The 14,058-nt window shown below is 63.2% G+C and carries 13 protein-coding genes; 7 read left to right on the top strand and 6 right to left on the bottom strand.

Annotated elements, in window-relative coordinates:
• Window positions 1–10: 10 nt before the first annotated feature.
• Window positions 11–814: a 4-hydroxy-2-oxoheptanedioate aldolase gene (gene hpaI / locus MFF34_RS05405; RefSeq protein ID WP_238210895.1), complete on the top strand. Its 804-nt coding sequence runs from the start codon at window positions 11–13 to the stop codon at window positions 812–814.
• 108 nt (window positions 815–922) lie between these two features.
• Here the strand turns inward: hpaI and MFF34_RS05400 are convergent, their stop codons facing one another.
• The 3 genes from MFF34_RS05400 to hpaR all read right to left on the bottom strand — a co-directional run bounded on the left by MFF34_RS05400 (window position 923) and on the right by hpaR (window position 3,732).
• Complete coding sequence (locus tag MFF34_RS05400) at window positions 923–1,861, bottom strand: p-hydroxyphenylacetate 3-hydroxylase reductase component (protein ID WP_238210893.1); 939 nt, start codon at window positions 1,859–1,861, stop codon at window positions 923–925.
• 75 nt (window positions 1,862–1,936) lie between these two features.
• Complete coding sequence (locus MFF34_RS05395) at window positions 1,937–3,106, bottom strand: p-hydroxyphenylacetate 3-hydroxylase oxygenase component (protein ID WP_238210891.1); 1,170 nt, start codon at window positions 3,104–3,106, stop codon at window positions 1,937–1,939.
• A 203-nt stretch (window positions 3,107–3,309) separates the two neighbouring features.
• Window positions 3,310–3,732: a homoprotocatechuate degradation operon regulator HpaR gene (gene hpaR / locus MFF34_RS05390; RefSeq protein WP_085273095.1), complete on the bottom strand. Its 423-nt coding sequence runs from the start codon at window positions 3,730–3,732 to the stop codon at window positions 3,310–3,312.
• A 240-nt stretch (window positions 3,733–3,972) separates the two neighbouring features.
• Between hpaR and MFF34_RS05385 the strand changes: the two genes are divergently transcribed.
• Both MFF34_RS05385 and MFF34_RS05380 read left to right on the top strand, forming a co-directional pair.
• Complete coding sequence (locus MFF34_RS05385) at window positions 3,973–5,271, top strand: FAD-binding oxidoreductase (RefSeq protein WP_238210889.1); 1,299 nt, start codon at window positions 3,973–3,975, stop codon at window positions 5,269–5,271.
• Between the two features lie 30 nt (window positions 5,272–5,301).
• Complete coding sequence (locus tag MFF34_RS05380; protein ID WP_238210887.1) at window positions 5,302–5,667, top strand: cupin domain-containing protein; 366 nt, start codon at window positions 5,302–5,304, stop codon at window positions 5,665–5,667.
• Window positions 5,668–5,809: 142 nt separating this feature from the next.
• Here MFF34_RS05380 and feaR read toward each other — a convergent pair whose 3' ends face one another.
• From feaR to MFF34_RS05365, 3 genes are all read right to left on the bottom strand, one after another.
• Window positions 5,810–6,751 carry a transcriptional regulator FeaR gene (gene feaR, locus MFF34_RS05375; protein WP_238210885.1) on the bottom strand — a complete coding sequence of 314 codons (942 nt, stop codon included), beginning with the start codon at window positions 6,749–6,751 and terminating at the stop codon, window positions 5,810–5,812.
• Between the two features lie 114 nt (window positions 6,752–6,865).
• Entirely contained in the window at window positions 6,866–7,450 is a 585-nt protein-coding gene (locus MFF34_RS05370; protein ID WP_238210883.1) for a DUF3156 family protein, read from the bottom strand.
• Window positions 7,431–8,927, bottom strand: coding sequence for an APC family permease (locus MFF34_RS05365; protein ID WP_027596117.1), 1,497 nt, complete (start codon window positions 8,925–8,927; stop codon window positions 7,431–7,433). The genes MFF34_RS05370 and MFF34_RS05365 overlap by 20 nt, the downstream gene beginning before the upstream one ends.
• Window positions 8,928–9,204: 277 nt before the next feature.
• Between MFF34_RS05365 and MFF34_RS05360 the strand changes: the two genes are divergently transcribed.
• The 4 genes from MFF34_RS05360 (at window position 9,205) to MFF34_RS05345 (ending at window position 14,040) form a co-directional block, all read left to right on the top strand.
• A complete protein-coding gene (locus MFF34_RS05360) occupies window positions 9,205–10,692 on the top strand; it encodes an aldehyde dehydrogenase family protein (RefSeq protein ID WP_238210876.1) in 1,488 nt (495 codons plus the stop codon).
• 189 nt (window positions 10,693–10,881) lie between these two features.
• Window positions 10,882–12,192 (top strand): alginate export family protein, encoded by a 1,311-nt coding sequence (locus MFF34_RS05355; protein WP_238210874.1) that lies wholly within the window; start codon window positions 10,882–10,884, stop codon window positions 12,190–12,192.
• A 258-nt stretch (window positions 12,193–12,450) separates the two neighbouring features.
• A complete protein-coding gene (locus MFF34_RS05350) occupies window positions 12,451–13,590 on the top strand; it encodes a tyramine oxidase subunit B (protein WP_238210872.1) in 1,140 nt (379 codons plus the stop codon).
• A 27-nt stretch (window positions 13,591–13,617) separates the two neighbouring features.
• Window positions 13,618–14,040: a RidA family protein gene (locus MFF34_RS05345; protein WP_099428869.1), complete on the top strand. Its 423-nt coding sequence runs from the start codon at window positions 13,618–13,620 to the stop codon at window positions 14,038–14,040.
• Window positions 14,041–14,058: the final 18 nt, after the last annotated feature.

Raw genomic sequence — 14,058 nt, 5'->3', positions numbered from 1 at the left:
GGACTTGCCCATGGACATGCCCGTCAACCGCTTCAAACAACGCCTGCGCAGTGGCGAGCCGCAGATCGGCCTGTGGCTCGGCCTGGCCGATGCATACTGCGCGGAGCTGGCGGCCAATGCCGGCTTCGACTGGTTGCTCATCGACGGCGAGCACGCGCCGAACGACCTGCGCGGCATGCTCGCGCAGTTGCAGGCGGTGGCGCCCTACCCGAGCCAGGCGGTAATTCGCCCGGTCATTGGTGACACAGCGTTGATCAAGCAAGTGCTGGATATCGGCGCGCAGACCCTGCTGGTACCCATGGTGGAAACCGCCGCGCAAGCACGCCAGCTGGTGCAGGCCATGCAGTACCCGCCCAAGGGCATACGCGGCGTGGGCAGCGCTCTGGCGCGGGCGTCGCGCTGGAACAGCATCCCGGGTTACCTCGACCAAGCCGACGCGCAGATGTGCTTGCTGGTGCAGATCGAGAACAAACAAGGGCTGGCCAACCTGGATGAGATCGTTGCGGTCGAGGGCGTCGATGGCGTGTTCATCGGCCCGGCCGACCTGAGCGCCGCCATGGGCCACCGCGGCAACCCTGGGCACCCTGAGGTGCAGGCAGCCATCGAGGACGCGATCGTGCGCATCGGCAAGGCGGGCAAAGCGGCGGGTATTCTCAGTGCGGACGAGAAGCTGGCGCGGCGCTACATCGCCTTGGGCGCGGCGTTTGTGGCGGTGGGGGTGGATACCACGGTGCTGATGCGTGGGCTGCAGGATCTGGCGGGGAAGTTCAAAGGTACGTCGGCGTCGGTGAGTGACGGGGGCGGGGTTTACTGAAAAGCAATGGGGCTGCTTTGCAGCCCTTTCGCGAGCAAGCTCGCTCCTACAGGGACCGCGTGATCCCTGGGGCGATGGGCCGCAAAGCGGCCCCCGGTTATCAACAGCTCACATCTGAATGATCGCCTTCAACACCGTCTTGAAGGTATCCAGCTGCTCTTCACTGAACTGCCCAAACACCTTGTCCTGCTGCTCCCTGGCAATGGTCCACAGCGCCTCGGTCTCATCCACGCCTTTCACCGAAAGCCGCACCCGCCCCTCATCGTCAGCAATCAGGCCCTTGCGCTTGAGGTTGGCAACCGCTTCGTCGATCTCACGCGCAGGCATCGCCACTTCGCGCTGCAGGTCGTTGAGGCTGAGCCCGGCATCGTTCTCCAGCACCATCAACATGCGCGCCTCACTGGTACGCAACCCGGTGCTCAGTTGACGTGGCTGGTAATCACCCTGGTAGGCACGCAACGCCTGGGTCATCAGGTAGTACAGGTTGTGCTGCAGGCGGCCCTGGAAGTGGCTGCTCGGCGCCTGGCCCTCTGCACGCTGGGTCATGCGCGTGTGGGGCAACACCATCGAATAGGCGCCTTGGTGGTACAGCAACGGCGAGCGGCCAAAGTCATCGAACGCCACCACCTTGCCGACCAGAATCCAGTGGTCGCCGCCGTCTAATTGCTGAAACTTCTCACACTGGAAGCGCGCCGAGCAGTCAGCCAACAGCGGTGCGCCCCCCGCCCCTTGCTGGTAATCAATGCCTGCGAACCGATCGTCCTTGGGCCGCGCGAAGTTGTTGGACAGCTCGATCTGGTCCGCCGCCAGAATGTTCACGGCGAAGTGCGACGCTTCTTCGAATACTTCATGGCTGGTGGAGCGTTTGTCGATGCTCCACAGGATCAACGCAGGCTCCAACGAGACCGAGTTGAAGCTGTTGGCGGTGACGCCGACCTTGCGCCCGCTGGCGCCAGCGGCGGTGACTACGGTGACGCCGGTGGCGAAGTTGCCCAGCGCGCGGCGGAAGGCTCGGCTATCGAAGGCCGTGGTGTTTTCAGTGGACATGCAAGACTCCCGGGCAGGCCAAGGGCCCGCCCTGTTTGTTGTTGTGGTTGTAAGGGGAATTGACCCGCGCGCGGGTCAGACCATCGCCGGATCAGGCTCCAGGCCCATCAGCTCGCGGCCGAGGATCTGCGCGCAAACGTCATAGTCGGTGTAGGCGTGGGCACCGGTCAGGTGCGCATCACGGAACAGCCGCTGCATCTCGTTGCTTTCAAACCAGGCGCCGCCGCCGGACGCTTCCATCAGCCGGTCTACCGCCTGGATACACATCTTCACGGCATAACCCTGGTTGGTCCGCCAGAACGCCAGCGTGGCGCGTGTGGGGTATTCGTGGCGTTCGCTGTACTCGGCGATTTCATCCCAGCTTTTTTCCAGCAGGGCGCGGGCGGCGGCCACTTGATGGGTGGACTCGGCCAGGCGCATCAGCGCAGGGGTTGCAGCCCCCACTGCGGCGCCGGTGTAGGCACGTACGCGGTTGCGGGTTTTCTCGCGGAACACCTCCAGCATGCGCTCGGCGACACCGAGGCTGACGGTGGAAAAACCACTGGCGAAATACGGGCGGTACGGGGCGAAGAAGATCTTGCTGTCTGGGTACAGACCAAAGCCTGCCGACTTGCCTTCCATCATGTCCTTGGCCTTCTGGATGCGGTGCTCCGGCACGAAGGCGTCACGCACGATCAAGGTCTTGCTGCCGCTGCCGCGCATGCCCACGGCATACCAGTCATCACGGATTTCGTAGTCGCTGCGCGGCAGAACGGCAAAGCAGTAGTCCTGCGTGCCTTCGGCATTCTTGCGGCGGAACCCCATGATCGCCCACTCGGCATGGTCACAGCCGGAACTCCAGCCCATTTCGCCGCTGAAGGTCACGCCGCCTTCGACTTCCTCGGTACGGCCAAAGGGCGCGATGCTGCTGCTGGCCGTGGCATCCGGGTTGGTTTGCCAGACCTCCTGCTGCAGCGTGGACGAGAACATCGCCATCTGATGGCTGTGGGTGCACAGCAGGCTCATGGCCCACGCGGTGCTGGCGCAGGCGCCTGCCAGCAAGGCGATGCACTGGGCAAACTGCGGCAGCGAGATCTCCATGCCGCCATAGTGTTTAGGCAAAAAGGCACGGTGCATGCCGATGCTCTTGAGCAGCGCGATATTCTCTGCCGGGACACTGCGATCTTGCTCTGCACGCACCGCATTCGCAGCAATTGTCGGCAGGATCGACTTGAGGTCTTCCAGCAGGGGATTTGGCTTTTTCATGAACGGTCTCTTTATTATTGGAGAGTCAGCTGCGGCTGCGCACGCCCTGTGGCGCAGGCGTTACGGTGCTATGGCACAGCCGGCAAGTCGGTAAAGACGCGTTCAGTATGTGAGGTGCGAATGCGCCTCGAAATGCACGTTACGGCGGGAAAATTGCACTTTCCATGGTGTTGATCAACCGAGGCGCGGTGGCCTCTGGCAGGTCACGGTTTGATCTTTTTCATTTCGTTGAGCAGCTGCATCAATTGCTGCAGTTTGTCTTCGCCGAACTGGCTGAGGATCCGTTCATAGTTGCGGGCCATTTCCTCGCTCATGGCCATGAACGCCTGCTGCCCCTTGTCGGTCAGGCTGATGAACACCCGGCGCTGATCTTCTGGCGACTTGCGCCGGGCGACGACCCCATCGCGCTCGAGCCGCTTGAGCACACCGCTCATGCTGGGCTTGAGGATGCAGGCAAGCTCGGCAAGCTGATGGCTTTCCAGTTCGCCTTGCTGGTGCAGGATACGAATTACCCGCCACTGCTGTTCGGTCAGGTCATGGGCATTCAATGCCGGCCGAAAGAACGCCATCGTGGCTTCGCGAGCCTGCAGCAGGGTAAGGGTCAGGGAGGGTCTTGGTGTGGTCATGCGTGCCCGAGCATCATGGAAAGTGGCGAGCAGGCCAGTATGCCAGCACGGGCTCATTAATACATTAACCAATCAGCCGCTGGCAGCCCTGTGCAACCGCTGCCAGTGGCACTGGCAGGCTGGTTACACTCGCTGGCAGGCAAGGACAAGACACCTGCCGATGGTCAGGCGCTCAATGGCTACATGTGCCAGAGCGCTTGCCAAACGGCCCTATCACACTTCTATTCAGCAGGCGGCGTCATGATCACCCTCGAGAGCCCGACCTATTACTCCGCGACCAAAAAGTACAACCTGAACTTCCCCACGCTGGAACGTGACATCGACGCCGATGTCGTGGTCATCGGGGGCGGCTTTTCCGGCATCAACACCGCGCTGGAACTGGCGGAAAAGGGCGTGACCAACATCGTCGTGCTCGAAGCGCGCTACCTGGGTTACGGCGGCACCGGGCGCAACGGCGGGCAGATCATGGCGGGCATCGGCCATGACCTTGAGAAGATCCGGCGCAGTGTCGGCGACAAGGGCCTGCAGGAGATCTTCGCGATCAGCGAACTGGGCGCCGGCATCATCAAGGCACGTATCGCCCGCTACGACATCGACGCCGACTTCTGCCACGGCTATGGCTACATGGGCTTCAACAGCCGTCAGGAAAAGACCCTGCGCGCCTGGGAAAAGCAATTCAAGGCCATCAACCCACATGACGAAATCCGTTTTCTGGGCGGCTCGGAAGTGCGGCAGATCATCGGCAGCGACGCCTACAGCAGCGCCCTGCTGCACATGGGCGGTGGCCACGTGCATTCGCTCAACCTCCTGCTCGGCGAAGCCCAGGCCCTGGTCGGCCACGGTGCACGCATTTTCGAGCACAGCCCGGCGCTGGAAGTGACCTACGGTGAGCGCATCAAAGTGCGTACCGGGCGCGGCTCGGTGCGCGCCAGCAAGCTGCTGTGGGCCTGCGACAGCTTCCTCAACAAGCTGGAGCCCGAACTGCACAGCCGCACCATCAACACCTACGCCTTCCAGATGATGACCGAGCCGCTGCCGGAGGCGCTGATCGACCGCATCAGCCCGATCCGCGGTGCCTACAGCGATATCCGACCGGTGATCGACTACTACCGGGTCACCCGCGAGAACCGCCTGCTGTTCGGCGCTGCCACGTCCTGCATCGAACATATCCCGCTGGACCTCAAGGCGTGGAACCGTGCACTGATGCTGAAGATCTTCCCGTACCTCAAGGACGTGCGCATCGACCTGGCCTGGGGCGGCCCGATGGCCACCAGCGCCAACCTGTTCCCGCAGATCGGCACGCTGAGCAACCGCCCCAATGCGTTCTATGTGCAGGGCTATTCAGGCTTTGGCGTGACGCCTAGCCACATCATTTGCAAGATCCTCGCCGAAGGCATGCACGAAGGGTCCGCACGCTATGGCCTGCTCAGCTCGGTCAAGCATGCGCGAATCCTCGGCAAAGACCATTTCCGCCCGCTGCTGCTCACCGCCGGCAAGGCCGCGCACCAGCTGTCGGGCTATTTCAACGGCCGCCGTTGAGCCTTTCCCTCTCATCACTGGAGCACTGCCATGACCCTCACCGCCGCCAAACAAGGCGTCCAACTGTCCGAACTCGACCCGTGGGGCAGCGTTGCTGACTTGGGCTCGGATATTCTTGAAGGCGACGTCAACGCCTTCGGCAAGATGACCCACGGCGCGCCGACTGACCCAGTCAGCAGCGCCTACTTCGGCACCACGCGTGGCAAGTTCCGCATGGTCTACCCGTTCGACGAGCAGGCGGTGATCGTAACCGGCGAAATCCAGCTGACCGATGAATCCACGGGGCAAGTCACCCGCTTCAAGGCCGGGGATGCCTGGTTCGTCAGCAAAGGTACGCCGGTGCTGTGGGAGGTGCTGAGCGAATCGTTCGTCAAGCATTACCTGGCAGTGACCTGAGGCTTGCCCCCGGATTGACACGACCCGGGTAGGAGCAGCCTTGTGCTGCGAAGAGGCCGGTGAAAACACAGTGAATCTCACTGCTGTCACCGGCCTCTTCGCAGCACAAGGCTGCTCCTACCTGGGTCGCGGAAAGCGCGTGTCAGGCCATGGCTTGGGCGCGGAAGTCTTTGGGCGATTGCTCGAACTGCTTTTTGAACGAGCGGCTGAAATGCGCCGAGTCGGTAAAGCCCCACTTGTAGGCGATCGAGGTGATCGACTCGCGCTTGAAGAACGGGTTGGCCAGGTCGTCCGCGCTGCGCTTCAGGCGCGCACGCTGGATGTAGCGGCAGACGCTGTCGCCCTCCTCCTCGAACAGGCGGTACAAATGCCGAACCGAAATGTTCAGCCGGCCGGCCAGATTGGCCGGTGTCAGCCCGGGCTGTGACAAGGACTCGTCAATCACCTGCTGCACATAGCTACGCAGGTTGGCCCCACTGAGCGGGCCAAGGGTGTGCGGCGAGTCGCCATTGCGCTCGAAACCGGGCTCCAGCAATGCAATGAATGCTGTCTGCAACGCATCGCCTTGCGCACCATCGCCACTGGCATGGTCGTCCTTGCACAGCTGGTCCATCAAAACATGCAGCATGCGCCCGCAGGCATTGGATGAGGAAATCTTGCCGAACATCGCACCGCTGCCTTGCACATGCTTGCGCACCTGCTCGCGGGAAAGGGCCAGCGAAACATGCTCGATCAGCCCACTGGGAGTGATCTCACAACGCCCGACAGAGTCCATCAGCAGCAACTCCCCCGGCGCCAGAGTGACCTGCATGCCGCCCTGCGCCACCGTCGAGTAGCCCATGCGCTGGCTGACCAGAAAGCAATGCTGGTCATCGTCGAGGGTCGGATTTTCGCCCAGGCGGCGGATGTTGCCGGCATTAGTGCGCAGATTGGCCAGTGGTAACCCCGCGCGGGAAAACGTCGACACTTCGCCGATGAACAACGCCGGGTTGGAGGCCAGCTCGGTCTCGAAACGGCCGCAGATCTGCTGCATGGCCGTGGTCCAGCGTTCCAGCCCCTGACGGTTGGGTTGTTGAGTGTGCATGGATGCCCTCGACGCAGAATTTGTTGTTATGCAGCCATTGTTAACATGTTATCAATGAGCGCACAACTGTGATCTCTCGTCTAAAGCTTGAGCAAGGCACGTGCCAAAAAAGGCTTAGAGACGGGGTAGCGATTGTCCGAACAGGCCGAGGCAGGCCATCAGGTGCGCGCGTTGCGGCGGGCTGATCTGAATGTAGCGACGAAACGCCGGCATGCGGTTGACCACTTCGCTGCCGCCCATGTGTTCCAAGGTCAGCCACCAGTGGCCATCGCGGCATTCCAGGGTCAGGCGCTTGAAATCCAGCGGCATCAGGGCGGCGGTCAGTTGCGCATTGTTCAGCAGTTGCTCACGTACCTGGGTGAAACGCGCCTTGTCGCCGCTGCGGTACACGCACGCCAGGCCGGTACGACGGATTGCACCCGCATGACGCATTTCAAGCATTACCCCGCCCCCTTGCAGGGCAGGCAGGCACAGGCGGAATTCGCAGGTGACCACATGCATCAGCAAGTGCGCCTCGACACATTCACGCACCTCGGCACGCCAGCCCAGCGCCGGGTTGTCGATCACCCCGCGGGCGGGTTCCAGCAACTGCATGTGCACCTGCCCCAGGTTACGCGACAGCAGCCCCAGCGTGGCCCCGGGCCGGTAGCCGGCCGGGGCACGCGGCGCCAGCAGGCGATCACGCAAACGTCTGATCATGGTGCAGGTGCTCCACTGCATGGCCCGGCTCTGCCGCGAATTCTTTTTCCAGCACATCCTCGACCCGCGCCGGCTTGAACGGGTTGACCTTCTGCACGCACAGCGTCCAGAACAGCGCATAGGTGGCGGTGCCGGCCAGCATGATGGCGAACGGCACATAGATGTCGGCCGGGTTCATGCCTGGTGGGGTGATGAACGCCATGCCAATGACGATACCGCCACTGGAAATGATCTGCGGCAGCGGGAACAGTGGCGAGCGGTAGGCCCGTGGCAGATCGGGCCGGCGGATGCGCAGGATCACCACCGACAGCGTCACCAGCAGGTATGCCGTGCTCCAGGCACACACTGCCGCCAGCACCAGGTGCAGGATGTTGTCCGGGTTGCCGCCCAAGTACCAGGCGTGCAGGCAAGGAATCAGGGCAACCACGAGAATGCACAGCAAGGGCGTCTTGAACCGCGGGTGCAGGTAGGCGAAAGCCTTGGGCAACGCGCCGTCCACCGCCATGCCGTACAGGATGCGAGGCACCCCGGCCATCAAGGTGTTGATGGTGGCCGCGCCGGCAAACAAAAAGCCGATACCCAGCCACACCGGGCCGATATCGCCCATCACCTGTTCAGCGAAACGCGGGATGGCCATGGGCGTGTCGAGCAAGTGCACGCCGCTGGCAGCATCGAGCACGACGTTTTCCACCTGGCGCTTCATGGCTGCGCCATAGATGAACATGCAGCTGGCCACGCCAAACAGGCCCAAGGCCATGGCCCGCGGCAACACCCAGGCCGAACGGCGCAGCTCCGGCGCCAGCGGCGTGACGAACTCACAGCCGACGAACATGAACATGGCCATGCCGATCAGCGAGAGGATGGTCATCAGGTCGGTACCGACCAGCGACGCCCCGAACGGCCCTTCCAGCTCCACCGCCGGTGCGGCGATCAGGCCCAGCACGCCGAACACCATCAGCGTGGTCCACATGCCGAAGGTGAGGATCACTTCGGCCCGGCTGAACGCACTGACCCCAAAGGCATTGAGCACGGCGAACGCCAACACGAAGCAGACACCCAGCAGCCACGAACCGCCCGCCGACTCAGCCAGGGTGTTGAGGTGCTCGAAGTTCACCAGCGCCATGACCCCAGACAGGATGGTTTCGGCAGTACCGGCGAACACGTGCACGATCAGGTAGGCCGACAACGTGCCGGTGATGGCGAAGAAGCGGCCCATGCCGCAGTTGATGTAGTCGTAGACCGACCCTGTGGTTGGCAAGATCGAGGCCGCTTCGGCAAAGGTGGTCGACTGCGCCAGCATCATCAATGCCGCGATGACCATGGCCAAGGCGAAGGCACTGCCGCCAATGCCAAACCCCATGGTCGCGGTGAGGATCACCGGGCTGGCCATGATCAGCCCGACGGTGCTGGCCAGCGCCGTAGGAAAACCGACACTGCCCCGGTTGAGATGCTCGGTGAGCTTATTGTTGAGTGACATCGTTATGCCCCGGCTTGTTTTTGTGGCGTTGAACGCGGCAAGTGAACCTGCACGCACGGCTGTTGTTTGCCTCCCTGCGTCATCACTGTGCGCCGCAGCCGGCGGGGCGTCTTGCCCCTGGCTGCCGTGGCCCTTGTTGCTGCCTGCCAGCACCTGCATGCCTGGCAGGCAGCGTCATGCCGCCGTCAGGGAGATGCAAGATCAGCACCGGGCCCGTTCACTATGCTCGACGCTTTGGCGGCCGGTCAGGCCGCGTTCCTCTGCCTCAGGAGCCAGCATGAGCGACATTACCCTTCTTCCCGCGGTCACGGCATTCTTGGCCCGCCAACATGGCGTGTTCATTCATGGCCACTCCATCGCCAGCCAATCTTCCTCGACCCTTGCCGTGGTCAACCCGGCCAATGGCGAAACCCTCGCGCGCATCGCCGATGCCAACCAGGCCGACATTGACCATGCCGTGAGCTCGGCGCGCCAAGGCTTCAGCACCTGGTCGTGCACCAGCCCGGCCGCCCGCGCCGGCGTGCTGTTCAAGCTGGCCGACCTGCTGGAAGCCAACCGCGAAGAATTGGCCCAGCTAGAGACCTTGCAGTCGGGCAAGCTGATCGGCATCGCGCGCGCGTTCGAGGTAGAGCAGGCCGCGCATTTCTTGCGCTACTACGCAGGCTGGGCCACCAAGATCACCGGCCAAACCATCACCCCGTCCCTGCCCTCGTTCGCCGGTGAGCGCTACAGCGCCTTCACCCTGCGCGAACCGATCGGCGTGGTGGTGGGCATCGTGCCGTGGAACTTCGCCACCATGATCGCCATCTGGAAGCTGGCCTCGGCGCTGACCACTGGCTGCAGCATCATTCTCAAACCCAGCGAGTTCACACCCCTGACGCTGCTGCGCATCGCCGAACTGGCCAGCGAGGCCGGCCTGCCGCCGGGCGCCCTCAACGTGCTGACCGGCGGCGGCCTGGTGGGCAAGGCGCTGGTCGAGCACCCCGGTACCGACAAGGTCTCGTTCACCGGCTCCGTGCCCACCGGCATCGCCGTCGGCCAAGCCGCCATGGGCGCCAAGCTGACCCGTGCGACACTGGAACTGGGCGGCAAGAACTCGGTAGCGTTCCTGCCCGATGTAGCGCTCGACAAAGCCGTCGACGGCATCATTGAAGCTGGCTTTCTGCATTCCGGGCAGATCTGCGCCGCCGGTGAGCGCTTCTTCGTCCACCGCTCGCGCATCGACCCACTGCTTGACGCACTGTGCCAGCGCCTGGGCCAGCTGAAGGTCGGTTCGCCGCTGGATGAGTCGACCCAGTTCGGCCCGGTAGCCAACAAGCCACACCAGCAGAAGCTGGCCGAATTGTTCGCCACCGCACGCGCCGAAGGCAGCCAGATCATTCATGGTGGGCACATTGGCGATGGCCCAGGCTGCTTTGTCGAGCCGACGGTGATTCTCGCCAAGGGCGCCAGCGACACCCTGCTCAACCAGGAAACCTTTGGCCCGGTGGCGACCTTCCTGCCGTACGACGACGAAGACGAACTGTTGCACCTGATGAACGCAACGCCCTACGGCCTCAGCGCCAGCCTGTGGACCAACGACCTGGGCAAAGCCATGCGGATGGTCCCGCAAATCCAGGCCGGTACGCTGTGGGTCAACATGCACACCCTGCTCGACCCCGCCGTGCCTTTCGGCGGTATCAAGGCCTCCGGCATCGGCCGCGAGTTCGGCTCGGCGTTCATCGATGACTTCACCGAGCTCAAGTCGGTGATGATCCGTTACTGAAGCGCCCTGCTGCATGCACCTGGCCAAGGCGGGCAAACGCCTTGGCAGCCACGAACAAGACCCCACCCAGCCATCCACGCACTAATAGTGCCGTCGCAGCCAACCGCGACGGCGCCTCGCCTCCACGAGGCTGCCCCCGAACAACAAAGGCCGCCTTGCGAGGTGCCGAGAACAATCGAGGGAAGTGCAATGTTCAAACCGCAACGGCTGTCCACCCTGGCCCTGGCCACGCTGCTGGCCAGCCAGGCCGCGCCGGCCTACGAACTCTACGCCGACGAAGACAGCCACGTGAATGCCGACATGCTCGCGGTGTGGAGCATGTTCAACAGCCGCAAGAATTATGACGGCACGGCCGGTGGCTCGACCTGGCGCGAGGGCTTCATCAAGTATGGCCTGAGCGGTGACCAGGGCCTGGCAGGCAACGGCAGCCTTTACGGCGCCTTGAACTGGGTGAGCTCCGCCACCTGGGGCGATGGCGATGCTGCTGGCAACACCGATGGTTCCGAGCGCACCACCAAGATCGAAGACGCCTACCTAGGCTGGCGTTCAGGCGACCTGCTGCCCTGGCTGGGCAAGGATGGCGTAGACCTTTCTGGGGGGCGGCAGGTGGTCCGCCTGGGCAGCGGCTTCCTGATAAACGACGACGGCCCGAACCTGGGCAACGGCGTGGCCGACGGACACCTGGACCGCGGCGGCGCCTACTACCTAGCGGCGCGTCACGCCTTCGACCGCACCGCAGTACTGCGCCTGGGCGGGCAGGATGGCCTGCATGGCAGCCTGCTGTGGCTGAAGTCCGATAACCGCGCGCAGGCCGAAACCGAACTGGCCGCCGGCACCCTGGACTACACCCATGCTCTGGGCACCTTGGGGCTGACCTGGGTGCACGGTATCGACGTCACCGACCAATGGGCCAGCGCGTTCCAGAAAGCGCGTGAGGGCATGGACGTCTACAGCCTGCGTGGCGAAGGCAACGCCGGCATCGACAATGCCAGTTTCGCCTTCGAATACGCGTGGCAAGACAAGCAAGGCGGCCCGGAAAAAGCCTGGTACCTGCAGGCCGGCTATACCTTCGCCGACCTGCCTTGGGCACCCCAGGTGACCTACCGCTACACCCGCTACTCGGCAGGCTGGGACGCGCTGTTCAGTGGCCTGTCCAGTGGCTATGGCACCTGGTTCCAGGGTGAAGTCGCCGCCAACTATGCCGGGCCCTTCAACAGCAACACCGGCATCCACCATGTCGGCGTGAAGGCGACCCCACTGGAAAACCTCACGGTCGGTGCGCTGTATTTCGACTTCGACACGGTGCGTACCCGTGACAGCCTCAACCTCGATGCCCGGGAACTCGACCTTTACTTGGAATGGGCGGTCAACGACCACCTGATCATCAGCCCGCTAGTGGGCCTGTATCAGCCCCGCAAGGACGAGCGCAACGGCGGCAATCAGGTGGGCGGCAACGGCACCAACGTCTACAGCCAGCTGACTGTTGCGGTGCCGTTCTAGATCGCTAAATAAGCCACTGTAGGAGCAGCCTTGTGCTGCGAAGAGGCCAGTGAAAGCACTGTAGATCTCCGCTACCTTCACCGGCCTCTTCGCAGCGCAAGGCTGCTCCACACAAAGCTCAGCCGTGGCACGGCAGGTCAAGTCGCCTGGCACGCTGACGCAAGACGGCCAGCCGCTCGTTGGCGAAACTGACACCACGAATGACAGCCCCCGCCCACAAGAACAAAACCTGACAACGGCCGCCTTGCGAGACCCGCCATGACCCTCGATACCCGCATTGACTTCATCTACCTGTCCGAACAGGACATGATCCGCGCCGGCGTGACCGACATGCCCGCCTGTGTCGATACCATGGAAGAAATGTTCGACCTGCTCTACCAGGGCGACTACCGCATGGCCGGCCCGAACAACGACTCCCACGGCGCGATGATCACCTTCCCCGAGCAATCGCCGTTCCCGCACATGCCAAAGCCGACCGCAGACCGTCGCATGATGGCCATGCCGGCGTACCTGGGCGGCAACTTCCGCACCGCGGGCGCCAAATGGTACGGCTCCAACATCGCCAACCGGGAAAAGGGCCTGCCACGCTCGATCCTGATGTTCACCCTCAACGACGCCGACACCGGCGCCCCACTGGCACACATGTCGGCCAACCTGCTGTCGGCGTACCGCACCGGCGCCATCCCCGGGGTTGGCGCGCGCCACCTGGCCCGCAAGGACGCCAAGGTCATCGGCCTGGCCGGGCCGGGCGTGATGGGCAAGACCACGGTTGCCGCGTTCATGGCGGTGTGCCCGCTGATCGACACGATCAAGATCAAGGGCCGAGGCCAGAAGAACCTGGATGACTTCGTTGCCTGGGTCCAGGCGACCTTCCCGCAAATCACCCACATCCAGGTCGTGCAGACCCTGGAAGAGGTGGTACGTGACGCCGACCTGGTCAGCTACTGCAGCTCGGGCGAAGTCGGCGACCCCAGTACCTACCCGCTGGTGCGGCGCGAGTGGGTCAAGCCCGGTGCGTTCCTGGCCATGCCTGCCCCGTGCAGCATCGATGACGGCATGGAGCGTGCGGACGTGCGCAAGGTGGTGGACAACACAGGGCTGTACCAAGCCTGGTTCGAAGAACTGCCCAAGCCTGCGCACAACCATGTGCCGCTGGTAGGCGTGCACTTCATGGACATGATCGCCGAAGGCAAGCTGGACGCCGCGCAGGTCGAGGACATCGGCAAGATCATCAGTGGTGATGCGCCAGGCCGTCTGAACGACGAGGAAATCATCCTCATGTCGGTGGGTGGCATGCCTGTGGAAGACGTTGCCTGGGGCACCGTCGTGTACCGCAACGCGCTCGAGAAAGGCATCGGCGTGAAGCTCAACCTCTGGGAAAAACCTGTCCTTAGCTGATCCCTCAACCACTAAAAAGGCTCCCCCATGACTCAGATCACCAAATTGAAAACCGGCTCGAAATTCGAAGACCTGGCCAGCTATTCCCGCCTGGTGGCGGTGGACAACTGGATCCACGTCTCCAACACCGCCGGGCGCAACCCGCAGACCCAGGTCATCCCTGAAGACGTGATCGAACAGACCCACCAGGTATTCGCCAACATCGAAACCGCACTGGCGGCAGTCGATGCCGGGCTGGGCGATGTGATCAGCTCGCGTGTGTTCATCCAGGACCCGGCCGACGTGCCAACGGTCATGGAAGTGATCGGCGAAAAATTCCGAGGCATCGACCCGGCTACCACCGTCACCTGCCCGCCCCTGGGCTCGACCGTCTACAAAGTCGAGCTGGAAGTGACGGCGTACCGGGGGGCTTCGCGCGCGCAGGTCACGCTGATCCGCCTGGGCGAGTGATGCGCCGCCAGCCTTGAA

The sequence above is a fragment of the Pseudomonas sp. PAGU 2196 genome (assembly GCF_022179005.1).
Classification (GTDB): domain Bacteria; phylum Pseudomonadota; class Gammaproteobacteria; order Pseudomonadales; family Pseudomonadaceae; genus Aquipseudomonas; species Aquipseudomonas kermanshahensis.
The sequence above is the reverse complement of the archived record's forward strand: the minus strand, read 5'-3'. Positions and strand labels throughout refer to the sequence as shown.